At 61.4% G+C, this 23,108-nt stretch carries 16 protein-coding genes, 1 tRNA gene and 1 pseudogene; 4 read left to right on the forward strand and 14 right to left on the reverse strand.

The genetic code is table 11. From position 1 onward, the window contains the following. Positions 1-30: 30 nt before the first annotated feature. The 14 genes and pseudogenes from AX725_RS19790 to AX725_RS19845 form a co-directional block, all read right to left on the reverse strand. Positions 31-906: a TonB-dependent receptor domain-containing protein gene (locus AX725_RS19790; RefSeq protein ID WP_353646946.1), complete on the reverse strand. Its 876-nt coding sequence runs from the start codon at positions 904-906 to the stop codon at positions 31-33. Between the two features lie 12 nt (positions 907-918). Beyond that, a pseudogene (locus AX725_RS21660) lies at positions 919-1,134 on the reverse strand (TonB-dependent receptor plug domain-containing protein); the annotation flags it as partial. Positions 1,135-1,149: 15 nt separating this feature from the next. Further along, positions 1,150-1,380, reverse strand: a complete 231-nt coding sequence (locus AX725_RS21600; RefSeq protein ID WP_017499967.1) for a hypothetical protein — start codon at positions 1,378-1,380, stop codon at positions 1,150-1,152. A gap of 197 nt (positions 1,381-1,577) precedes the next feature. Then, a complete protein-coding gene (locus AX725_RS19800; RefSeq protein WP_011415065.1) occupies positions 1,578-2,480 on the reverse strand; it encodes an SDR family oxidoreductase in 903 nt (300 codons plus the stop codon). Positions 2,481-2,585: 105 nt separating this feature from the next. After that, on the reverse strand, positions 2,586-3,731 hold the full coding sequence (locus AX725_RS19805) for an acyl-CoA dehydrogenase family protein (protein WP_011415064.1): 1,146 nt from the start codon (positions 3,729-3,731) through the stop codon (positions 2,586-2,588). Between the two features lie 37 nt (positions 3,732-3,768). Further along, positions 3,769-5,019 (reverse strand): thiolase family protein, encoded by a 1,251-nt coding sequence (locus AX725_RS19810; protein WP_443018679.1) that lies wholly within the window; start codon positions 5,017-5,019, stop codon positions 3,769-3,771. A 31-nt stretch (positions 5,020-5,050) separates the two neighbouring features. Further along, positions 5,051-5,845, reverse strand: coding sequence for an enoyl-CoA hydratase/isomerase family protein (locus AX725_RS19815; protein WP_066117242.1), 795 nt, complete (start codon positions 5,843-5,845; stop codon positions 5,051-5,053). Positions 5,846-5,911: 66 nt separating this feature from the next. Then, entirely contained in the window at positions 5,912-7,456 is a 1,545-nt protein-coding gene (locus tag AX725_RS19820; RefSeq protein WP_082731453.1) for a class I adenylate-forming enzyme family protein, read from the reverse strand. Positions 7,457-7,585: 129 nt separating this feature from the next. Beyond that, complete coding sequence (locus AX725_RS19825; RefSeq protein ID WP_082731454.1) at positions 7,586-9,220, reverse strand: GMC family oxidoreductase; 1,635 nt, start codon at positions 9,218-9,220, stop codon at positions 7,586-7,588. 76 nt (positions 9,221-9,296) lie between these two features. Further along, positions 9,297-10,721, reverse strand: coding sequence for an aldehyde dehydrogenase family protein (locus tag AX725_RS19830; protein ID WP_157228455.1), 1,425 nt, complete (start codon positions 10,719-10,721; stop codon positions 9,297-9,299). 1 nt (position 10,722) lies between these two features. Next, positions 10,723-10,866, reverse strand: coding sequence for a hypothetical protein (locus tag AX725_RS21365; protein WP_168196078.1), 144 nt, complete (start codon positions 10,864-10,866; stop codon positions 10,723-10,725). Between the two features lie 86 nt (positions 10,867-10,952). Beyond that, positions 10,953-13,496 (reverse strand): TonB-dependent receptor, encoded by a 2,544-nt coding sequence (locus tag AX725_RS19835; protein WP_066114294.1) that lies wholly within the window; start codon positions 13,494-13,496, stop codon positions 10,953-10,955. A gap of 504 nt (positions 13,497-14,000) precedes the next feature. After that, on the reverse strand, positions 14,001-15,326 hold the full coding sequence (locus tag AX725_RS19840) for a tyrosine-type recombinase/integrase (RefSeq protein ID WP_081095415.1): 1,326 nt from the start codon (positions 15,324-15,326) through the stop codon (positions 14,001-14,003). A gap of 190 nt (positions 15,327-15,516) precedes the next feature. Continuing rightward, a tRNA-Met gene (locus AX725_RS19845) sits at positions 15,517-15,593 on the reverse strand. 197 nt (positions 15,594-15,790) lie between these two features. On the opposite strand from AX725_RS19845, the gene AX725_RS19850 reads away from it, so the two are divergent. From AX725_RS19850 to AX725_RS19865, 4 genes are all read left to right on the forward strand, one after another. After that, complete coding sequence (locus AX725_RS19850; RefSeq protein WP_060977022.1) at positions 15,791-17,026, forward strand: NAD(P)/FAD-dependent oxidoreductase; 1,236 nt, start codon at positions 15,791-15,793, stop codon at positions 17,024-17,026. A gap of 166 nt (positions 17,027-17,192) precedes the next feature. Next, on the forward strand, positions 17,193-18,344 hold the full coding sequence (locus tag AX725_RS19855) for an efflux RND transporter periplasmic adaptor subunit (RefSeq protein WP_060977023.1): 1,152 nt from the start codon (positions 17,193-17,195) through the stop codon (positions 18,342-18,344). 9 nt (positions 18,345-18,353) lie between these two features. Then, on the forward strand, positions 18,354-21,545 hold the full coding sequence (locus AX725_RS19860; RefSeq protein WP_066114387.1) for a multidrug efflux RND transporter permease subunit: 3,192 nt from the start codon (positions 18,354-18,356) through the stop codon (positions 21,543-21,545). Continuing rightward, positions 21,542-22,996 (forward strand): efflux transporter outer membrane subunit, encoded by a 1,455-nt coding sequence (locus tag AX725_RS19865; RefSeq protein ID WP_060977025.1) that lies wholly within the window; start codon positions 21,542-21,544, stop codon positions 22,994-22,996. The genes AX725_RS19860 and AX725_RS19865 overlap by 4 nt, the downstream gene beginning before the upstream one ends. The last annotated feature ends 112 nt before the right edge of the window (positions 22,997-23,108 follow it).

Genomic DNA, 23,108 nt, shown 5'->3' on the forward strand with positions numbered 1-23,108 from the left:
CCGCGCGATCACCTCAATCTACACCAGAAATTACACCACGAGCGCGGACGCTAACAAATTGGTTGCACAGATCAGCGTGTCTAGATTGCAACCATTTGCGCGTAAGGCCGAGACCCGAACGGCTTTGCGTTCCCAACTATACCGCGCGCCGAGATTCAAGGTCAGCGTATCGGTGAAATGCCAGTCGGTCGAAGCAAAAATGCCCCATGTTGTCTGGTCTTGCGTACCCCCACCGGAAACGATCCGAGCACCGCCCAAAAGATTCCGCAGCTCGGCGTAACGAAGATCCTGGGAAAAATAGTATAGACCGGTTGTCAATTCGACGTCACCGAACCTTCCGGCATAACGAAGTTCGTCGCTGAGTTGATCCTGGTCGATTTCGAAAAAGGCATGAAAGAAGGACTGTGGTGTTCCATCGATATCAGCGCCCGCGGAGGATCGGAATTTCCGATAGCCAGCGATGTTGGTGAAGACGCCTTCGCCCAGACCGACATCGATGTTGGTTTCCACGATCGCCTGGTCCCATTTGGCATCATAGAAACCTGGGAAATTGATCGAAAACCTGAAGCTGTCGCGGGGAAACAGCGCGTGACTCTGGACAGGGGCTCCATCGCTTTCGACATCGCCATGCTCATAGCGGAGATCCATTCGGAAGCGGTCGCCACCCTTGAGCGAAAGTGCCGGGCGAATGATAAGGTCATGTGATTTACCGAAGCTGCGATTGTCGAAGCGGTTGCGAAACCAGCCATTGTCGTCGCTGTAGTAGACGGCCAATTTGGCAGCCAAAACGTCATCGACGATAGGTCCGGTAACCGTGCCGCTTACGGTCTTTTTCAGTCCCGTTTCAATGGATAGCTTGGCTTTGGCTCCAAAATCGAAGCTGGGCCGCGTGGTCCGCACAACCACGGCACCGCCGGTAACGTTGCGACCGAAAAGCAAGCCTTGCGGTCCACGCAGAACTTCGATCCCCTCAAGGTCGAAGTTGTCCAGCACGACACCAGCGTTGATGCCGAGGTAAATACCGTCAGTGAAAACGCCTACGGTGGGGTCGATCGATGGGATCGTGCTGTTGATGCCGAGGCCCCGGATAGTGAAATTGGCATAGCCCGGTGCCGTACCCACATCCTCGAGCTGGACGTTGGGAACGTCTTAGCTCAGACTTTGAAGATTCTGGACGAACTTGGCATCCAGCTGCGCTTCACCAAAAGCCGTGACCGCCATCGGTACTTTCTGCACGCTTTCGCCATAGCCCTTTTTGGTGGCGGTAACGACAATGTCCTCAGCCAGCGCTTCCGTGGCGCTCCCGGTTTGGTCGTTCGCCTGGGGCGTTGCTTCCTGGGCAAATGCTGTTCCCGAGCACAACAACGCGGCAGAAGCCAATAGACATCCTCTCATGGCTGATCCTCTCTTCCCAGGAGATATTGTGTAGTTCATGCCGTTTGGCGGCATTTGAGGGCCGTCGTCCAATTCAATTCGCTGCAGAACTATTCCTGCTGCTCATCGATATCTGGCGGCAGCACGACGCCATCGGCAGCCCGACGGCCGCTCAAAAATATCATGGTAATTCATCGGGTTGATTACGCTCTCAGCGCCCGTTCTACCGCCTCAAGGCTGTCATTCAGCCCGAGCGGGTGCTCGGCATCCGTGAAGTCGACAATTCTACCCCAGTGCCGGGCGACATCATCGAGCGTGAACGCCCTGTCCGCTCCGAAGGCGTGCCCAAGCGCGCGCTCCCACCTAAGCTTGGCGATATAGCCGGCTCCAACTTCAAAAAGCCCTTTGGTTTCGCTGCAATTCTCGTGCGCAAGCCAACCGACCAATGGACTGATCGCTTCCGCTCTGAGATTGGCGAGAAACTCTTGTGGAAAGGCAGTCGCGGTCATACGCGATGCGGCGATTGGGGCGATCGTATTAACCTGGATGTTTCTGGACCGCCCCTCCTCCGCCAGCGCGTTCGCAAGCCCCAATATTCCGAGCTTGGCTGCGGCATAGTTGGCCTGACCGAAGTTGCCGTAGATTGCGGCTGCAGACGTGGTCATGACGATGCGGCCATAGCCCTTGTCGCGCAGTATCGGCCATGCTGCCTGCGTCACTGCCCGCGTCCCATTCAGATGGACCCGCTGAAGCAGTGTCCAGTCTTCGTCGGTCATTTTGTGGAAGCTCACATCGCGCAGGATGCCGGCATTGTTGATGACGACGTCAACGGTTCCGAAGTTGTCAACCGCGGCTTGGATGATCAGCGCGCCCTCCTCGACCGACGCATAATTTGCCACCGCCTGACCGCCCGTGGCTCGAATTTCGTCGACCACATTGTCAGCGGCTGTGGAGCAGCTGCCGCTCCCTTTCTCGTCGCCACCCAGATCATTCACCACCACCTTGGCTCCGCGCCCGCCAAACATCAGCGCGTACTGGCGCCCAAGTCCGCCTCCGGCTCCGGTCACAACCACTACCCTGCCATCGAAACGAAGCTCTTCGTCCATCGCTTGTCTGCCTCTTTTACCTGAGCGACGCATCTGCGCATTTGATCCTGTGCGAGTCAGGCACGCGGCTCCATTTCCGTCGACGCTGTCGTTTTCGTCTGAGCCTTACCGAAAGGCTTGAATGCCGGTCAGGGCGCGCGAAACAACAAGCTTTTGAATCTCCGTCGTGCCATCGGGGATGGGGCAAATGATCGCCTCACGCACCAGCCGCTCGACGATGAATTCGCGGGTGACGCCGTTGCCGCCATGGATCTGAAGCGCATCGCGCGTCGCTTCGATCGCCATTTCGGTGGCGTACCACTTGGCCATCGAGCATTCCGTCTCTGCGCGCGTGCCCGCCTGGACGAGGGATATTGCCCGGTGCGTCAACAGACGGGCTGCGTCGATCTTGGTCGCCATGATGGCGATCTTGTCGGCGATCAGCTGATGGCCGGCGATCTTCTTGCCATGCTGCGCGCGATCGCGAGCGTACGCGATCGCCTCATCCATTGCTCGCCGTGCGATGCCGATACTCCACATCGCCATATGGCAGCGGGCAATCTCGAACACTTGCAACGTATTGCGCAATCCATCGCCGACCCGGCCGATCGTGTTTGCCACCGGTACGCGGCATTCGGTCAGGAATATCTGTGCAGTCGATTGGCCGTTGAGCGCCATCTTCTGGATATCGCGCACCTCATACTCACTCTCGTCACGATCGACCAGGATGTGAGTGACTTCATTTTCGCCAGTCTTGCACGTACAGATGAAGATGTCCGAGTAGGCTCCGTTGGTGATCCAGGTCTTTTCGCCATTGATGACCCAGAAATCGCCGTCTCGTACGGCGCGTGTCTTGATGGCGGCGACGTCCGAGCCGACATCGGGCTCCGAGATGCCGAGCGAAACGAACTTCTCGGCCGCGACGAGGTCGGCAAGATAGCGTTGCTTGATCGTCTCCGGGGCGAAGCGGCGGATGAGTTCTGCGCCAACCGCGTTGATGAAGCCGGGTATGGCCACATCGAGCGAGGAATAGGCGATCTCCTCGAAAATGAGCAGATGAGTGAGCCATCCCATATCAAGCCCGCCCCATTGCTCCTGATGCGGTGCGGTAATATGGCCATAGCCGGTCAGTGCTTGAGTCCATTCCTTCATGAGCGGTTTGGGGATGAATCGCTCCCCATGCCGGCGGATTTCCGGCTCAAGCTTGTTGTCGAGAAAGCGGCGGACGGTTTCCACCGCCATGCGTTGTTCATCGGACAGCTCAAAGTTCATATCGTGACCCCGTGTTTCCCTAGGCGCGCTCTGACAACTACCGGCCCAGGATCGTGACGGCGACCACCGCCTCTTCCACCCCGATGACACCTCCGCCGTTCTGCGCGATCGCGAACCGGGCATTCGGAACCTGTCGATCTTCCGCCTCGCCGCGCAATTGCAGCGCAAGCTCGTAGATTTGGCCGAGCCCGGTGGCGCCGATCGGATGTCCCTTGCATTCAAGCCCGCCCGACGTGTTTACCGGAATACGCCCACCCAGCGCCGTCTCACCGCGCTCTGCCGCGAGTCCGCCCTCGCCAGGCGGCGTCAGGCCGAGCGCCTCGATTTCAATGATCTCGCCAACCGCCGTGGCGTCATGCACCTCCGCGACGCCAATATCTTCTGGCCCCACGCCGGCCATCGCATAGGCCCGGTTCGCCGCAAGGCGGCTGACATGGTGGTCATAATCAAAGGGATCGCGCGCGGCGCCGGTTTGCAGCACAGACGCCAGGATTCTTAGCGCCCTGTCCGGGGCTGCCGACAGTTTGCGCCGACCGGCTTCGCTGCAGATGATCGCAGCGGCGGCGCCGTCGCTGATCGGGGAGCACATCGGCAGTGTGAACGGGTAAACGATCGGAGGCGCAGCGAGTACACTTTCGACGGTATATGGGAGGCGATACTGGGCAAGCAGATTGCGCGTCGAATGCATGTGATTTTTCGCCGAGACGGCCGCGATTTGCGCTTGCGTCGAGCCGTAGGTCTTCATGTGCGCGCGTGCCATCGCGGCGTATACATCCATGAAAACGCTGTAAGGCTGACTCGATGTCGTTCCTTCCGGAACATCGACGCCATTGCCCATGGCCAGCAGCTGCGCGCGGCCCGACTCGGTTTCATGCACGTCCCAAGCGCCATCGAATGCACTGAACATGAGCGCCTTGTCGGGCGAGTACATCTTCTCCGCGCCGAGCGCGAGTACGACATCCGCTGCCCCCGATCGAACATAGGCGGCGGCCATGTGCAAGGCCGTGGAAGCCGTCGCACATGCGTTTTCGACATTCACCACGGGAACGCTTGAGATGCCCATCGCTCGCGCCACGATTTCGCCGCGGATCATGTCCTGGCCCTCCATATGCCCCTGGACGCAATTGCCGAAGAAGATGGCTTCGACATCGCCGGCGGTGCATCCTGCGTCGGAAAAGGCCTGCGACGAAGCTTCGGCGCAGAGCATTTTCAGGCTCTTGTCGAACTGTTTTCCGAACGGGGTCATCCCAACCCCCATGACGAATATGTCGGTCATTCGTTGATCCATTCTTCCAATGTGTTCCGCATCCGATCAGGTCTCACCGGTCGGAAAAATCGGGCTTCCGCTTCTCCCGGAATGCCGCCAGTCCTTCGACAATGTCGTTGGACAAGGCGTAAGCAGCCATGGTTTCGAGTTCCTGACGCAGCCCGACTTCGAGCGAGCTATCCTGCGCAGCGCGGACTAGCTGCTTCATGTAGGCGAGCCCTGGCCGGCTCTTTTCTGCAAGAGATTCTACCAGCGCTTGCGCTGCCGCAATGAGATCCTCGGGAGCAACCAGTTGGGTCACGAGTCCGGCTTCCTTCATCTCGGCAGCCGAGATGGTCCCGCCGGTCATCATCAGATGTTTCGCACGCGCTTCGCCGATCTTCCTAGGGAGTCGAACCGACCCTCCACCGCCGGGCAACAGGCCGTAATTTGCATGGGCGTCGCCAAATCTGGCCGGGTGCGCGGCAATGACGAGATCACAGCACAACACCAGTTCCAAGCCGCCGGCGAGCGTAAGGCCGTTGACCGCCGCAATTATCGGAAGGCGCGACGTCTCGATCCTGTTAAAAGCCTGACCGAGCCGCGGCAGAAACAGATTTAAGCGTTCGGCGAGAGTTTGTCCGCCTGTTCCATCGCCAATTGCGAGCAGATCCGCGCCAGCGCAAAACGCCCGTCCGGCGCCGGTAAGAATGCAAGCGCGCACCGTCGCATCTGCTTCCGCTGCCTCGATCGCTGCGGCTAGTTCCTCGGCCAAAGCCAACGACAGACTGTTCAACGCTGCCGGCCGGTTGAGGGTCACCCAAAGCGCTGGGCCGCGTTGCTCAACCAGGATGTATTCATAATCCATTGCAGTCTCCCGCGCGCCGGCAGGCGGTCACCGGAATAGAGGATGTGGCTAGGATGGCTGCGTCGGTCATGCCCCCGAAATGCGCCGGTCCTGGCCCGCCCAATAGGGCTCTCGAAGCTTTGAACGAAGCACCTTTCCGACATTGCTCAACGGCAGTGGCTCGGCGGTAAAAACGACCTTGCTTGGCTTTTTTGCGGAGCCCAGACGCTGGCGCACCAAATCTATTATCTCGGTCTCCGTGATTTGTGCTCCGGGCTTGACACGCACCATTGCAAGCGGCGTTTCACCCCATTTTTCATGGGGCACGCCAAAGACCGCGACCTCGAGTACACCGGGATGGTCGGCAATTACGTTTTCGATTTCGGTGGGATAGATATTGAAGCCGCCTGACACGATCATGTCGTTGTTGCGATCGAGCAGATACAAAAATCCGTTTGTGTCGATCATGCCGACATCGCCGGTTTTGACCCAGCCATCTTCCATGCGCCGGGCGGTTTCCTCCGGATCGTTCCAGAATTCCTCCATCTGGCCATTTTCGAACCGTGCGACGATCTCGCCGGGCTCGTTTGGTCCCAGCACCTTTCCGTCCTCGTTACGGATTTCGATATCGGCGCCGCTCATGGGACGTCCGACCGCCCGAATTGGGGCAGAACCTTCAAATTCGCCGAACCACTCGTTGGGCCCCATAGACGCGATGGGCAGGATTTCGGTCTGTCCATAGCCCGAATGAAGAACATGATTCCCGAATATCTGGCACGACTTGCGAAGCGTCGGCTCGGAGATCGGCGCTGAAGCACTCAGCAGAAACTTCAAATTCGGAAAGTGGCGGCCATATGCCCCGTCGTGATGCACTATGGCATTGAGCATGGTGGGGGCTACAAAGGCATGGCTGATCCGTTCCTGCTCGAGAGTGTCAAGAAAGGACGCTGGATCGAAGCCGTCCATCATCACGTTGCGGGCGCCGCAATACCAGGCCGGCACGAACAGGAAGCCCGATGCATGGGACAACGGGCCGACATGCAGAATGGCATCCCCTGGAGCCACTTGGGGGCCGATGCTCAAAAATGCGGCGGAGATCGTCATCCATGAACGGTGCCGATAGGCAACGCCCTTGGGTTTGCCCGTCGTGCCGCCGGTGTGGCGGATGACACAATAGTCCTCCGGCGCGACGACGGGATCGGGATCCCGGTCCGAGGCTGTCGCCAACCAATTCTCATAGTTGTGATCGCGGATAATGATCCGCTCAAGCGTCGGAGCTTGGGCATCCAGCCCCGCCAACTCCGAAGCCAATGCCTCATCGACCAGCGCCAACCGAGATCCGGTACTCGCGATCATATGGGCGTGCGCTTCACATCGGTTGCGCGCATAGAGAGGAACACGCGTATAGTTTCCAATGGCAGCCGCCAGTATGATGTCGGCGGCCTCGATGGAGTTCTTCTCCAGCGTAGCAATCCGGTCACCCGGTTGAAGGCCGCACTCCGCAAGAGCATTTGCGAGCTTCACGCCGCGCAACCAGGCTTCCGAGAAAGTCAACCGCCTGTGGCCGTGAACGAGAGCCTCTTGCTGGGCGAAATAACGTGCGGCGCGACGTATTTGCGTACGGACGTCCATCAGCCGCGCTCCTCTAAGGCGCTCGCCCACAATGGCGCAGTCGACACATAATAAACTGACATGCGATAGGCCTCTCCGGACTTCTTTTCGTAAGCATCTGTGTCTGCAGCATTGATCCAATCGTCCAATTCAATATTCTGCGATGCTATTCTTGCTGCTCATATTATCGTGCCGGATCATGTCGGCGGCTTTCTCGCCGATCATGATGCAGGTTGCATTGGTGTTGCCGTTGACGACTGATGGCATGATCGAGGCATCGGCCACGCGGATATTTGCGAGGCCGTGAACGCGCAGGCGGTTGTCGACCACCGCCATCTCGTCGGTGCCCATCTTGCATGTTCCCACCGGATGATAAGCATGATTGGCTTCTGCCCGGATATAGGCGTCGATCTCTTCATCAGTTTCAAGGTAGCGGTCAGGATAGAGAGGCCGTTTCATCATCGCCTTCATGCGATCCGAATGCAGGATCTCCTGCACGACACGGAAGGCATTGCGCAACGTCTTGAGGTCGTCGGGATGACTCAAGAGATTGAGGTCCACCTTGGGATCGGATTCGGGGTTTGAGTCATGTAAGGCAACCCAGCCGCGGCTCTTTGGGCGCCCAATATTGAGAATGATCGTATAGCCCCATTTCGTCATCAGCTTGTAGTCGCGCGCATGGTCGCGATAGGCGAGCGGCACGACATGGACCTGGCAGTCCGCCCGGTTCTGCCCCGGCGCGGATCGCAAGAAACCGCCTGCAGCCGTGGGCGGCGATGCCAGCCAGCTTTTCCTTTGCGTGAGATACTGGAATAGGTCTCGCACGGTCTTGAGCGCGCCAACGACATTGAGTGCGATCCCGAGCCGCTTCTTCGACTGGTAGACCAGCATCAGGTCAGGATGGTCGTGAAGATTCTGGCCGACACCGGGAATATCATGAATCACTTCGATTCCATGCTTCTCCAACTCATCACGCGGTCCGATACCGGAAAGCATCAACAGTTGGGGCGAATTATAGGCGCCGCCGCTGACAATGACTTCCTTTTCGCACGGGATCGTCTTCAACTGCCCGTCCTGGGAATACTCGACTGCCACCGCGCGGTTGCCCTCAAACCTGATACGATGGACGCGGGCATGTACTTCGACGCGGAGGTTGCCGCGCCTGCCCATCACCGGATCAAGGTAACACGCCTTCACGCTGGCGCGCTTCCCGTCCTTCACGGTAAACTGATAGATGCCGACACCTTCCTGGCTGGCACCATTGAAGTCCGGATTGGCTGGATGGTCCAGTCCAGTCGCCGCCTCGATGAAAGCATCATAGACATCGAATTCGCGCTTGCCGTTGGATACGTGAAGCGGTCCCGACGAGCCGTGAAACTCATCCTCACCGCGCTCATTATTCTCAGCCTTGCGGAAATAGGGCAGGACATCGTTGTAACCCCAGCCGTCGTTGCCGAGTTCGGCCCAGTGGTCGAAATCCGACCGGTCGCCGCGGATATAGACCATCCCGTTCATACCGCTCGATCCACCCAGCATCTTCCCGCGCGGATTGTAGAGGCGGCGGTCGTTGAGCGCCTTTGAAGGGTCGGTGTTGAACCGCCAGTTGAGCGTATTGATCCGATAGTCTTGGATCAGCGCCGCAAAAGCGCCGGGCGTGGACACAAGCGGCGAGGTGCCTGGGCCGCCTGCCTCGAGCAGGCAAACGGTGACATCGGGGTCCTCGGACAACCGGCTGGCGATAACGCCGCCCGACGACCCACCTCCAATAATTACATAGTCAGCCATTTGCTTCCCTTGTCATTCGACCCATGCTGGCGACCCGGCGTCATGCAACATGCCAGCATCAACCGCCGCAGCCACGTCAGAGGATCTTTTCGAAGATGTTGAGTAGTCCTTCGGTCTTGCTCGAATAGGGTGGCAGAAGTTGACCAAGCAGGCTGAGTTTCGGCTGAGAGAACACCGGCTTGTAATGAGTGAAGCGCTCGAAACTGGCGACGCCGGTATAGGCACCGATGCCGCTCTGTCCGATGCCACCGAAAGGCAGCCGGCGCTGGAAGACGTGCATGACCGTGCCGTTGAGAGTCACGCCGCCAGCGTGCGTTTCGGAAATGATCTTGCGCCGTTCCTCACTTTCGTCGCCAAAATAATAGAGCGCCAGCGGGCGCTCATGCCGGTTTACGTAGCGAATGAGCTCGTCTTCGGAGCGATATGGCATGATCGGCAGGATCGGTCCGAAAATCTCCTCCTGCATCATCGCCATGTCATCGGTAACGTCGAGAACCGCCAACGGCACGATCCGATGCCGTTCAGGAAGCGTTCCATCGCCGTTGTCCGAGAGGTTGAGCACCGTCGCGCCCTTGGCTTCGGCATCATCGAGCAAACCTTGGAGCCGCGCGAACTGTCGGTCATTGATGATACTGGTGAAATCGGGGTTGCTTGCCGCGTTGGGGTAGCATTTGGCAACCTGAGCGCGGAGTGCGGCGACGAAGCTTTCCATCTGATCGACATGGACGAAGGCATAGTCAGCGGCGATGCAGGTCTGGCCGGCGTTGAGCAGCTTGCCGAACACTAAGCTTTCACAGACTTGTGCAAGCGATGCACCCTTGCCCACGATGGCAGGGCATTTGCCGCCAAGTTCCAGAGTAACAGGTGTAAGGTTGGCAGCCGCCGCTTCATAGACTTTGCGGCCAACCGCGGGTGAACCGGTGAAGAGAATATGGTCGAAAGGTAGGGCCGTCATCGCCTGTGCCATGTCGGGCCCGCCCTGGACAATCGCGAATTCCTCTTCGGCGAAATACCGGCGCACAAGCCGCTCGCTGGCTTCGGCGGCGTTGGCGGAAACTTCGCTCGGCTTTGCGATCACGCGGTTGCCGGCCGCCAATGCACCGGCCGCGCCAACGAATATGGTGCCGAGCGGATAGTTCCACGTGCCGAGAACGCCCACCACACCTAGGGGCTGGGGGACCAGGCGCGATGAACCGGGAAGGCCGAAGATGTCAGTCTTCACCCGCCGCGGCCTCAGCCACGTCTTCAGATTGCGGCGCGCAAATTTAATTTCCGATATGCCAAGCATCAGGTCGAGCAGGATAGTCTCGTAGCGGGATCGAATGCCGAAATCGGCGGCAACGGCATCGACCAATTCGTCTCTGTGCTGCTCAAATATCCGGCCAAGGCGCCCGAGCAGGTCCATGCGTTCTTCGTAGCTGCGCGAAACCTGCTCACGCGTCCCTTCGCGTTGGGTCGCGAAAATTCGTTCCAGCTCAGTTCTGTTCCGAGACGCATCCACGTTAAATCGTCCGGAGGCGCGCTGGCCGCTCGGCGCTGCTCGCCTGGGCGGTGCTTTCAGCTGCGCCGATCTCAGTGATCACAGCGCGCTCGATTCTGTACGCCGTGCCGATGAATGAGGGACCGTTGCCGGTGGAACGCATCATGGATACTCCTCGGTCTGAAAGTCAGGTCGAAAAAATCGGGGGCAGCGGGCGGGAGAGGATGCCCGCCGCCCCCGTCGCAGCAGCGATCAGAACTTGACTGTCGCCTCGACGCCATAGGTCCGGGGGAAGCCGCGGTTCAGATAATCGAGCCCGAACACGTTGATGTTCAAGCCATAGGTGTAATAATATTCGTCGAACAGGTTCTTCGCCCACAGGCTGACCGACACATTCTCGCGTTCGTAGGTCAGCCTGCCATTGACCAGCCAATAGCTGGGATTGCCGCAGGAAATGTCGGGGCCGGCGAGCGTGATGTTCGATCCCGGCGGCGGCGCATCGCAGGGATCCTGGCCGTAATTGCCGAACGGATCGAAGAAATAGCGGCCGGTATAGGACGCATCGCCGCGCAGCGTGACCTTGTTCTTGCCATCATCCAGGACCGTCCAGTCAGATCCCAGGCGGAAGCTGAAGCGCGGCGCATTGGGAAAGGGATTGCCGTTGACGTTCAGCGTCGGACTGGACGGATCGGTCGGATCGATCACATTGCCCTTGTAGCGGCTGTTGAGATAGCTCAGCGACCCATCCAGCCGCAGCCGGCCGGTTGCCTGCCAGGTCAGCTCCGCCTCGCCGCCGAACAGCCGCCCGTCCGAACTGCGGGTGAAGGTGGTCGCGCCGACCACCTGGGTCACCTGATGGTTCGAATAATCGTAGTAGAAACCGGCCAGGTTCAGCTGCACCCGCCGGTCGAACAGCCGGGTCTTGAGGCCCAGCTCATAGGCGTTCACCTTTTCCGGCTGGATGTAATAGACCTGGTTGACGCCCTGATAGGCAAGGCCGTTGAAGCTGCCGCTGCGATAGCCGCGGCTGTACTGGGCATAGCCCAGGATATCGTCGGCAAAATCATAGCTGACATTGACCCGGCCGGTCAGCCGGTTGGCATCGCGCCGCTGTTCCAGCGGGGTAAGGTTCGGGTTGTACGGGTTGCTGTACGGGATCAGGTTGACCACCGGCGTGGCGCCGTCCAGCCCGTAGATGAACGTGCTGCCGTTCAGATAGTTGACCTCGTCCCAGGTATAGCGCGCGCCGACCGCGATGGTCAGCTTGTCGGTCGCCTTCCAGGTCACATCGCCATAGACGGCGATCGACGGCCGCTCGATATCGTAGCGCTGTTCGCCCAGGATCGGCGTGAAGGGCGGTGCCCCGGCACCGGCACAGGCCGCCGAGAACGCGCCGCCGGCGCCGCCATTGCCGGTATTGTTGATGGCGATGTCGGTCTGCAGCGCGACCAGCGAGCGCGCGTCGAGAAAGCCGTTCGGATTGATCTCCACCGGCGCGCAGAACCCGGCATCGCCCGGCTGAAGCGTCGGATCGAGCGCGAAGGCGGGCAGGAAGCGGATCGCATCGGGCGTGCCGATCGCGGCGTTGTTGAAATTCCCGGGCAGTCCGGCACCCAGCAACAGCGGACGGAGCACCCCGAAAAAGTCCGGATAGTTGACCGTCTTGACCTTGTCCCGGCCGTAGTAAAAGCCGCCGATAATGTCGAAGCTGTCATTGGTGTAGCTGAAGCGCAGGTCCTGGTTGAAATTCTTGCTGGTCGAGGTGAAGCCGATCGAGCACAGATCGGCGGGGCCACCGTCGCAATCGTCGGGATTGTTGATATAGTCGCCGGTGTCGAAGCCGGTGATCGACGTGATCGAAAAGGCGTCGGTCACATCCCAGTTGACGGTAAAGGCCACGCCCTGGGTCTTGCTGACATTGCGGCCGATCCGGTCGACCGCCACCTCGTCTTCGCCCAGCAACCGGCCGCCCAGGAACGGCTGCGGATCGAACCGCGAATAGCCCAGCGCGTCCTGGCGTCCCGCCAGCTGGCCGCCGGCATAGGGCGCGGTGCCCCAGGGATCGTCCTTGGCGGCGTACAGTTTCAGGTTGATGTCGACATCGGGATCGGGCTGCCAGCGGATCGAGAGGCGTCCGCCGATCGTGTCGGTGGTGCCCAGATCGCGTTCGTTGCCCGGCAGGACGTTGCGTTGCCAGCCGTCGCCCTCGGCAAACGTGCCGGCGATGCGGACGCCCAGCACGTCCGGCACCAGCGTCGCTTCGGCCGCACCCTGCAGCGTGAAAGTCTGGTAATTGCCATAGCCGGCGGTGACATAGCCGTTGGAATCGCGCAATTCGGGCTTGCGCGTGAAGAAGCTGATCGCGCCGCCGGTGGTGTTGCGGCCGTACAGCGTGCCCTGCGGACCACGCAGCACCTCGACCCGGTCGATATCGTACAGCTGCAGGCCATGACTGGCGCGGAAGCTTTGATAGACCTCGTCGACATAGACCCCGACCGGCGAAGCGGTCGATGCCGAAAATTCGTTCGCCACCGAAATCCCGCGCAGCGCGAAATTGGGCTGGGTGCGGCCATAGGGCGTGGTCACCTGCAGGCTGGGAATCGCGCCGACCAGATCGGAGGTTTCGGTGATGCCGCGCGATTGCAGGTCGGCGCCGCCGATCGCCGAGACCGCCGCCGGCACGTCCTGCAGGTTCTGCTCGCGCTTCTGCGCCGTGACGACGATTGTCTCAAGGCCACCTTCCTGCGCCTCGGGCTTTTCGCCCTGCGATGCAGCGTCCTGGGCATGTGCCGGCACTGCAAGCGCACACGCGATCGATAGCGCGGTGGCACAAAGCAAATTTGTCCTAAAGGCTGTGACCATGACTGTCCTCCCCACGGCATTTTTTGATGTGGCGCCATTTGCCGCGCCTTGGGGCTCATCGTCCAATTCAATTTGTTGGCGAACTATTCCTCCCACTCATTGATTAAGGACTGATGAGCCTGCACCGCTGACGCTTCGTGGCGACGCAAATAACCCCATATATTTCATTGAATTAGTCACGCTGAGCGCGTCCATCGGGACGGATGCGCGCGTTCTGCTCGCCCCAATCGAGCCCTTCCAGACGATGTATCGGCGTAATTGGCGGTCCCGGCGGTTTCCCTTGTCGAGTTGCAAGGGGAATCAGCTATGATGAGATGTAGTGAGATACGGTTTCTTGGAGTTCATTCTACTATTCGCGGATGCATCTAAGTAGCTGATATTTCTAACAACTATGGCAGAAAACCGCGCCTCTAAATCGGCGGTTCTGACTTTTGAGGCTCATCGCGAAGCCGCCCGAAGGGGGCGTTGCCAATACGGCTGTCTCTGGTCGCTTGGTGGCAGGTGCTGGATGGGAGCGGAACAGCGCATGAATTGTGAGAACTCGATAGGATTCTTCTCGACATTCGACACTGCGGTTGCCGCGTCGATCACGTCGGCCCAGTCTTGGAGCATCCGCCTTCGCGGTGTGAGATAGAGCGCACTGTTGTAAGCGCCGCGCACCTCATCCTCGTCCTCGTGAGCGAGCGCCATCTCGATCCAATCCGGCTTGTAGCGTTCGGCTTCGTTCGCCCAGGTCGAGCCGAGCCCCCTAAACCCATGTACCGTCTGCCGATGGAGATACCCCATCCGATAACAGGCATAGATCATGGTGTTCTCGGAAATAGACTTTCCAGGCTTGGCTCCGGGAAAGAGGAACGCATCGTTCGTCGCCTGCAAGCGGCGCTGAACGATCATTGCGGCCTGGCGGGACAGCGGAACAAGATGCTCACGTTCCATCTTCATGCGCTCCGGCGACAGACGCCATAGCGGGTTCGGTCCATAGAGATCCTCGAACTCGTCCCTGGCCGCGAAGCGGGTTTCGCTGGTTCGGACCCATGTGAGCAAGGTGAACAGCAGCGCGTCACGGGTGATCTCGCGGCGGCGCGGCGTGTCCTCGCCGTCATAGGCGAAGATCGCTCGCACCAGCTTCGGAAACTCCGCGAGCGGCACGCGCGCCATGTGCCTGACGGGCGGCTTGGGCTTGAGCGCATCGTTGAGGCCGAGCGTCGGATCGATGGTCGCCCAGCCGCTCGCGATCGCGAAGCGATAGATCTGGCTGACGTTCTGCTTGAGGCGACGGGCGATATCGAGGGCGCCGCGCGCTTCGACCGCGCGGATCATCTCGAGAATCTCGGGCGGGTCGATTTCCGTGATCGGACGCTTCCCGATGACCGGAAAGACGTCGCGCTCCATCCGGTTGATGACGCGCAGGGCATGGGCCGAGTCCAGCCCTTCAATACGATTGGCGTGCCAGGCCCGCGCAATCTCTTCGAACAGCTTGAGCGCGGCCCTCTGCTTCTTCGCCCGCTTCCTGGCCTCGGCGGGGTCCTCACCCTGATCGAGCAGCCGCTTGGCTTCGGTCCGCTTCTCGCGGGCGATCGCCAGCGTGACGGTCGGATATTTGCCGAAGCTCAGCAGTTTTTCCTTGCCGTCGAAGCGGTATTTCAGGCGCCAGAGCTTCGATCCGTTCGGCTGGACGAGCAGGTGCAGGCCTTCTCCATCGGACAGCTTGTAGGGGCGCTGCCGCTTGGTGGCGTATTTGACCTCAAGTTCTTTCAAAGCCATCTGGGGGTATCGCCTGTTTTGGGGACAGCCGAAAAATACCCCCAAAATACCCCCAATCCAAATCGCCGTGGGTGGCCGCAGCCGGTCGCACCGGGACGCCGGCGTACGCAACGGGACGCGAAAAATATTTGATTTTCCTCGAAAAATGTCTGCCAGTGGCCTCAGTGGGTCACTGGTGGACAATCCGGGTTGGTAGCGGAGGAGGGACTTGAACCCCCGACCTACGGATTATGATTCCGCCGCTCTAACCAGCTGAGCTACTCCGCCATCCAGGCCAGCACGGGCCAATGGCCGGTGCAGGTCGCGCCCTATAATTGGACGATGCGCCGCGGTCAAACCAAATTGCACTTTGTCTGCGCCAAGAATTGCCTGCGTCGCTTGCGGGCTTGTTTTCCGCGACCGCAACCGGCAGATGGCTGGCGATGCCGTAAGGGCAGGGGGCTGGATCTTGAGGAGGGAGTGCCGTGCAGGACAGCTATGACATCGCGATCGTGGGGGCAGGCCATGCCGGAGCCCAGGCCGCCATTTGCCTGCGCCAGATGGGCTTTGAAGGCACGATCGGTCTGATCGGCGACGAATCTTTCCCGCCCTATGAGCGGCCGCCGCTGTCCAAGGAATATCTGGCGGGCGACAAGCCGTTCGACCGCATCCTGCTGCGCCCCGAAGCCTTCTGGACCGAGCGGGGAATTGACCTGCAGGTCGGCAAGCGCGTCACCGCGGTCGATCCGGTGGCGCAGAGCCTGACGCTGAGCGGCGGTGCGAGCGTGGGCTATGGCACGCTGATCTGGGCCACCGGCGGCACGCCGCGGATGCTTGATTGCCAGGGCAGCAATGCGCGCAATGTCTTCGCCGTGCGCACTCGCGCCGATGTCGACAAGATCATGGCGCGCATGGAGACGACACAGAGCGTTGCCATCATCGGCGGGGGCTATATCGGGCTCGAGGCGGCGGCAGTGATGCGCAAGCTCGGCAAGCAGGTGACGCTGATCGAGGCGCTTGATCGGGTGCTGTCGCGCGTCGCGGGCCCCGCGCTATCGGCGTTTTTCGAGGAGGAGCATCGGGCGCACGGCGTCGATCTGCGCACCGGCTATACCGTCGACCATATCGAGACCGATGATTCGGGTCATGCCGTTGCGGTGCAATGCGGCAATGGCGAGCGGATTGCGGCGGACATGATCATCGTCGGCATCGGCATCATCGCGCAGACCGGCCCGCTGATCAGCGCAGGAGCGGCCGGTGGCAACGGCGTCGATGTCGATGAATTCTGTCGCACCAGCCTGCCGCATGTCTATGCGATCGGCGATTGCGCCGCGCATGCCAATGCATTTGCGAACGATCGGGTCATCCGGCTGGAATCGGTGCAGAATGCCAACGACCAGGCGAAGGTTGCCGCAGCGCACATTCTCGATCAGGCGCAGGCCTATAACGCGATTCCCTGGTTCTGGTCGAACCAGTATGATCTCAGGCTGCAAACCGTGGGCCTGTCGGTCGATTACGATCAGGAGTTGGTGCGCGGCGATCCGGCGAGCCGCAGCTTCTCGGTCGTGTATCTGCGCGGCGGCAAGGTCATCGCGCTCGATTGCGTCAATGCCACCAAGGATTACGTCCAGGGCCGCAAGGCCATTCTCGATGCGATCCCGCTCGATCTTGAACAACTCGCCGATGCGAGCGTGCCGATCAAGGAGGTTGGCCACGCCTGAGCAAGGCTTTTTAGCGGAATCCGGCAAAAAATTTGCAACTAAGGAAACAATCTTGCCCTATCATGGGTTAACCCGCTAGATACGAAGCAACCATCGTATACGGTGTCCCCCAGGTTTCTGCGAGTTAGCCATTCCGCTTTCCGTTCGCCCCACACGAACGTTCGTCATGCGCTATGCCGTGATCGGTCTGGCGGCACTGTCGCTCGCCGGTTGTTCTGCCGGCGATGAAGGCAAGGGGCGGCAACGCCCGACGCCGGAGGTCGGCTTTGTTGTCGCGAAAACCAGTTCTGTACCGGTAGCGGTCGAGCTTGCAGGCCGCATCGCCGCGTTCGAGATGTCCGAGGTGCGTCCGCAGGTCACCGGCCTGATCCGGCGGCGTTTCTTCACCGAAGGCGCCTATGTCCGCGCCGGGCAGACGCTGTATGAAATCGACCAGCGCCTGTACCGCGCGGCGACTGCCGAGGCGAGCGCCAACCTCAACAGCGCGATCGCCAATGCCGAGGCCACGCGCATCCGCGCCGAGCGTCTGAAGCCGCTGGCCGAAGCGCAGGCGGTCGCGATGCAGGACTATGTCGATGCGCAGGCCGCCGCGCGCCAGGCCGCCGCCGCGGTGCAGCAGGGCCGCGCGCAGGTGCAGACCGCCAATGTGAACCTGCAGTTCACCCGGGTGCCTGCGCCGATCAGTGGTCGCATCGGTCGTTCGCTGTTCACCGTGGGTGCGCTGGTCACCGGCAACCAGGCCCAACCGCTCGCGGTGATCCAGGGCGTCGATCCGGTGTTCGTCGATATCCAGCAGTCGAGCGCCGATCTGCTCGCGCTGCGCCGATCGCTGGCGCAGGGCGGGGCAGTGCCTGCCAGCGCCGAGGTGTCGCTGATCCTCGAGGATGGCAGCGAATACGGACCACGCGGGACGGTGCAGTTTTCCGAAGTGATGGTCAACGCCGCCACCGGAACGGTGACGCTGCGCGCCCGCTTTGCCAATCCGCAGGGTCTGCTCCTGCCGGGGATGTTCGTGCGCGCGCGGTTCGACCAGGCGATCAACACCAATGCGATCCTGGTGCCCCAGGCTGCTGTCACCCATAATGCGCGCGGCGACGCCAGCGTGTTCGTCGTCGATACCGGCAACAAGGCGGCCGAGCGCAAGGTCAAGGCGGAACGCGCGGTCGGCAATGACTGGGTCGTGACCCAGGGCCTCAAACCCGGTGACAAGGTGATCGTGCAGGGCCTGGGCAAGGTAAGGCCCGGCGCGCCGATCCGTCCCGTCCCCGCCAGCAAGCCGCAGGTAATCGCGGCACCCCGACCCGACAAGAAAAGCTGAGGCGCGGCGATGTCGCGCATCTTCATCGAACGGCCGATCTTTGCCTGGGTGCTTGCGATCATCACGATGCTCGCCGGGATCGGCGCGATCTATCTGCTCCCGGTCGAGCAATATCCCGATGTCGCGCCGCCCCAGGTCAATATCCGTGCGACCTTTCCCGGCGCTTCTGCCGAGACGCTGGAAAACAGCGTCACCCAGATCATCGAGCAACAGCTGACCGGCATCGACGGGCTGCTCTATTTCAATTCGAGCTCGACCTCGCGCGGGCAGGTGACGATCAGTGCCACGTTCGAAAAGGGCACCGATCCCGATATCGCGCAGGTCCAGGTGCAGAACCAGGTGCAACAGGCGCTGGCGCGTTTGCCGCAGCAGGTGCAGCAGCAGGGGTTGCGCGTCACCAAGTCCAACCCGGACTTCCTGTTCATCGTCGGCGTCTATGACGAGACCGACCGCAGCACCAATATCGACGTTTCCGACTTTCTCGTCTCCAATCTGCAGGACACGCTGTCGCGCATCGAAGGCGTGGGCGAGACCAACGTGTTCGGCTCGCAATATGCGATGCGCATCTGGCTCGATCCGGACCGGCTCGCGTCGGTCGGGCTGATGCCTGGCGACATCATCACTGCGATCCGCAATCAGAATACCGAGGTCGTGGCAGGCGAGGTCGGTGGCCTTCCCCAGCCCGAGAGCAACCGGCTGAATGCGACCGTGACCTCGCAGTCGCGGCTGCGCACCGTCGACGAGTTCAAGGCGATCATCCTCAAGTCCGAACAGAGCGGTGCCATCGTGACGCTGGGCGATGTCGCGCGGGTGGAGCTGGGCGCGGAAAATTATTCGGCGTCAAGCCGCATCAATGGCCATCCCGGCGCAGGCCTCGCCATCTCGCTGGCGCCGGGTGCCGATGCGCTGGCCACCGCCGATCTGGTGAAAAAGGCTGTTGCCGATGCCAAGCCAAGCTTTCCGCCGGGCTACAATGTCGCCTATGCCAATGATTCGACCGCCTTTATCCGGTTGTCGATCGAGGAGGTCGTGCAGACGCTGATCGAGGCGGTGATCCTCGTTGTCATCGTCATGTTCGTGTTCCTGCAGAGCTGGCGCGCGACGCTGATCCCCACCATTGCGGTGCCGGTGGTGCTGCTCGGCACCTTCGCGATCTTCTATCTCGCCGATTTCTCGATCAACACGCTGACGCTGTTCGGGCTGGTGCTGGCGATCGGCCTGCTGGTCGATGACGCGATCGTCGTGGTGGAAAATGTCGAGCGCCTGCTCGAGGAAAATCCCGAAATGACGCCCAAGGAAGCGACGATCAAGTCGATGGGCGAGATCCAGGTCGCGCTGGTCGCGATCGCCGTCGTGCTCTCCGCGGTGTTCCTGCCGATGGCGTTTTTCGGCGGTTCCACTGGCGTCATCTATCGTCAGTTCTCGATCACCATCGTCTCGGCGATGGTGCTCTCCGCGCTCGTCGCGCTGATCCTCAGTCCGGCGCTGACTGCGACCCTGCTCAAGCAGAAGAGGCACGACGGTTCCGATTCGCAGACCGGTCTGCATCGCCGCTGGCCCTGGGGCGCAGAGAAGCTCGAACGCGCGCAGCACTGGTTCAACCATGGCTTTGCGCGCGGGACCGATCGCTATGTCGCGGCGGTGGAGAAGGTGGTCGATCGCAAATGGCTGTTCCTGGCGATCTATGCGATCGTGCTGGTGCTGCTGGTGGCGCTGTTCGTCCGGCTGCCGACCGGGTTCCTGCCGGTGGAAGACCAGGGTGCGGCGCGTCTGCAGTTCCGCCTGCCCGCAGGTGCCACGCAAGGCCGCACCCGAGAGGTTCAGCTGGCGATCGAGAAATACATGCTGAACGACGAGCGCAGGAACATCGCGGTGATGTTCAGCGTCGCCGGCGGCGGGCAGGGCGCGGCGGGGCAGAATACCGGCCAGGGCTTCGTCAATTTCGTCGACTGGTCCGAGCGGACGGCTGCCGAGGATAGCGCAGACGCGATTAGCGAGCGCGCGACCAAGGCCTTTTCGGCGTTCCGCGATGCACAGGTCAACGTGCTGGTCCCGGCGGCGATCCGGGGCCTCGGCCAGACCAACGGTTTCAGCCTGCAGCTGCAGAACACCAGCGGCATGAGCCGCGAGGAGTTCGCAGAAGCGCGGGACAAGCTGCTGGAACTTGCGGAAAATGATCCCGTGCTGGCCGGCGTGCGGCTGGGCGAGCTGCCCGATGTGCAGACGCTGCAGGTCGATATCGATCAGCCCAAGCTCGCTGCGCTCGGCCTCAACCAGAATGACGTGAACACCACCTTGTCCGCGGCCTGGGGTGGACAATATGTCAACGACTTCATCGATCGCGGACGAGTGAAGCGCGTGTTCGTGCAGGCCGATGCGCCCTATCGCGCAACGCCCGACGATATCGGTCGCTGGTTCGTGCGCGGCAATGACGGCCAGATGGCGCCGTTCAGCGCCTTTGCCCGGACGCGCTGGTCGACAACGCCGACCACGCTATCGCGCTTCCAGGGCTATCCCAGCTTCCAGTACGAGGGCCAGGCGGCACCGGGGCAGAGCTCGGGCGCGGCGATGGACCGGATCGAGGAGCTGGCCAAGCAGATACCCGGCGTCAGCGTCGCGTGGTCGGGCCTGTCGTTCCAGGAGCGGCTGTCCTCGGGCCAGGCGCCCTTGCTCTATTCGCTTTCGCTGCTCGTCGTGTTCCTGTGCCTCGCCGCGCTCTATGAAAGCTGGACGATCCCGGTTGCGGTGATGCTGGTCATCCCGCTCGGCCTTGTCGGAGCAATCTTCGCGGTTACGCTGCGCGGGCTGGAGAACGACGTGTACCTCCAGATTGGTCTGCTCACCACCATGGGGCTCGCAGCGAAGAACGCCATTTTGGTGATCGAATTTGCCGAACAGGCCGAGAAGCGTGGCGCGCGGGTGATCGATGCGGCGCTTGAAGCGGCCCGCTTGCGTCTCCGTCCGATCCTGATGACCAGCCTTGCCTTCATCTTCGGCGTGTTGCCGCTGGCACTGTCGAGCGGGGCCGGAGCGAACAGCCGCATCGCCATCGGCACCTCGGTGATCGGCGGGATGCTGACCGCAACGGTGCTGGCGATCTTCTTCATCCCGCTGTTCTTCGTGCTCGTCCGCCGGACGACGCGCGATACGCTCAAGAAGCTTCATATCGGCGAGCCGAAGCCGGGTGAGGGCGCTGCATGAAACATTGTGCTCCCCTGATCGCGCTGGCGCTGCTCGCGGGCTGCTCGATGGCACCCAAATATGTGCAGCCGGATCTGCCGGTGCCCGCTTCCTGGCCAATCGGCGATGCCTATCTCGCGCAAAGCGAAGCCGCTCTGCCGGTGATGAGCTATCGCGAGGTCTTTGCCGATCCGCGGCTGGTGCAGGTGATCGAGCAGGCGCTGGCCAACAACCGCAATTTGCGCGTGGCGGCGGCCAATATCGAGGCGGCGCGCGCGCAGTTTCGCATCCAGCGCGCCGCGCAGCTGCCCCAGATCAACGCGCAGGCCAACCGCACGCAGTTCGACAATGGCACGGCCAATCAGAACCGCAATCAGGATATCGATATCGGCAACAACCCGGCGGCTAGCCGATCGACGGCGGGTACGCGCTATACCGCCGATCTTAGCACCACCGCGTTCGAGCTGGACCTGTTCGGGCGGTTGCAGTCGCTCTCGGATGCCTCGCTCAACCGTTATTTCCGCACCGAAGCGGCGGCGCGCGCGACGCGGCTGACGCTGATCGGCGATATCGCCGATGCGTGGCTCACCTATGCCGCCGACAGGTCGCTGCTCAAGCTGGCCGAGGACACAGCCGCCAATGCGCGTGAACGCGTGAAGCTGACCCGGCTCAGGCTCGATGGCGGCATTGCCCCGCGCACCGATCTGCGCCAGGCCGAACAGATTCTTGCGACCGCAGAGGCCGATATCGCGCAGCAGACCACCGCGCTGGCGCAGGATGTGAACGCGCTGCAACTGCTCGTCGGCGCGCCGCTCGACGAGGCGTTGCTCCCGCAGTCGATCGCCGATGCGGGCGATGCGGTGCGGGTGCTGCCCGCCGGGCTCGATTCGACCATATTGCTGCGTCGCCCCGATGTGCTGCAGGCCGAATATGAACTGCGCGCCGCCAATGCGGAGATCGGCGCAGCGCGCGCCGCGCTGTTCCCGCGCATCACGCTGACCGGGCTGGCAGGCCTGGCGAGCAACGCGCTCTCCACCCTGTTTACCGGCGCGGCGTTCAACTATTCTGTGGGTGAGACGGTGCGCTATTCGATCTTTGCCGGCGGCGCGGCCAAGGCTGGCGTGGCGCAGACCCGGGCACAGCGCGATGCGGCGCTGGCGGGCTATGAAGGCGCGATCCAGGCGGCGTTCCGCGATGTCGCCGATGCGCTGGCGCGGCGTGGCACGATCACCGAACAGCTCCGCGCCAACCGATCATTCGTCGATGCGGCGGAGGATAGCTATCGCCTGACCGACATGCGCTATCGCGGCGGGCTCGACAGCTTCCTCACCAGCCTCGATGCCCAACGCTCGCTCTATCAGGCGCAGCGCACGCTGCTGGCGACGCAGCTGGTCGAGGCGAGCAATCGCGTGACGCTCTACCGCGCGCTGGGTGGCGAGACGGTGGAGCGTCCCGATCGCACCAATCCCTGATTATGCGCGTTCCCCCTCCCTGCAAGGGAGGGGTTAGGGGTGGGTCAAAGCGAGATAATGCGGACGGTGGTTCTCTAACGACTTACCCACCCCCGGCCCCTCCCTTGCAGGG

This window comes from Blastomonas sp. CCH9-A1 (assembly GCF_001557175.1).
In the GTDB taxonomy this organism is placed as follows: domain Bacteria; phylum Pseudomonadota; class Alphaproteobacteria; order Sphingomonadales; family Sphingomonadaceae; genus Blastomonas; species Blastomonas delafieldii_A.

Excerpts from the sequence above, each read along its gene's own strand:
- AX725_RS19800 (WP_011415065.1), bottom strand. The coding sequence starts at position 2,480 with ATGGACGAAGAGCTTCGTTTCGATGGCAGGGTAGTGGTTGTGACCGGA.
- AX725_RS19815 (WP_066117242.1), bottom strand. The coding sequence starts at position 5,845 with ATGGATTATGAATACATCCTGGTTGAGCAACGCGGCCCAGCGCTTTGG.
- AX725_RS19860 (WP_066114387.1), top strand. The coding sequence starts at position 18,354 with ATGTCGCGCATCTTCATCGAACGGCCGATCTTTGCCTGGGTGCTTGCG.
- AX725_RS19840 (WP_081095415.1), bottom strand. The coding sequence starts at position 15,326 with ATGGCTTTGAAAGAACTTGAGGTCAAATACGCCACCAAGCGGCAGCGC.
- AX725_RS19865 (WP_060977025.1), top strand. The coding sequence starts at position 21,542 with ATGAAACATTGTGCTCCCCTGATCGCGCTGGCGCTGCTCGCGGGCTGC.
- AX725_RS21365 (WP_168196078.1), bottom strand. The coding sequence starts at position 10,866 with ATGATGCGTTCCACCGGCAACGGTCCCTCATTCATCGGCACGGCGTAC.
- AX725_RS19820 (WP_082731453.1), bottom strand. The coding sequence starts at position 7,456 with ATGGACGTCCGTACGCAAATACGTCGCGCCGCACGTTATTTCGCCCAG.
- AX725_RS19825 (WP_082731454.1), bottom strand. The coding sequence starts at position 9,220 with ATGGCTGACTATGTAATTATTGGAGGTGGGTCGTCGGGCGGCGTTATC.
- AX725_RS19805 (WP_011415064.1), bottom strand. The coding sequence starts at position 3,731 with ATGAACTTTGAGCTGTCCGATGAACAACGCATGGCGGTGGAAACCGTC.
- AX725_RS19810 (WP_443018679.1), bottom strand. The coding sequence starts at position 5,019 with ATGGATCAACGAATGACCGACATATTCGTCATGGGGGTTGGGATGACC.
- AX725_RS19855 (WP_060977023.1), top strand. The coding sequence starts at position 17,193 with ATGCGCTATGCCGTGATCGGTCTGGCGGCACTGTCGCTCGCCGGTTGT.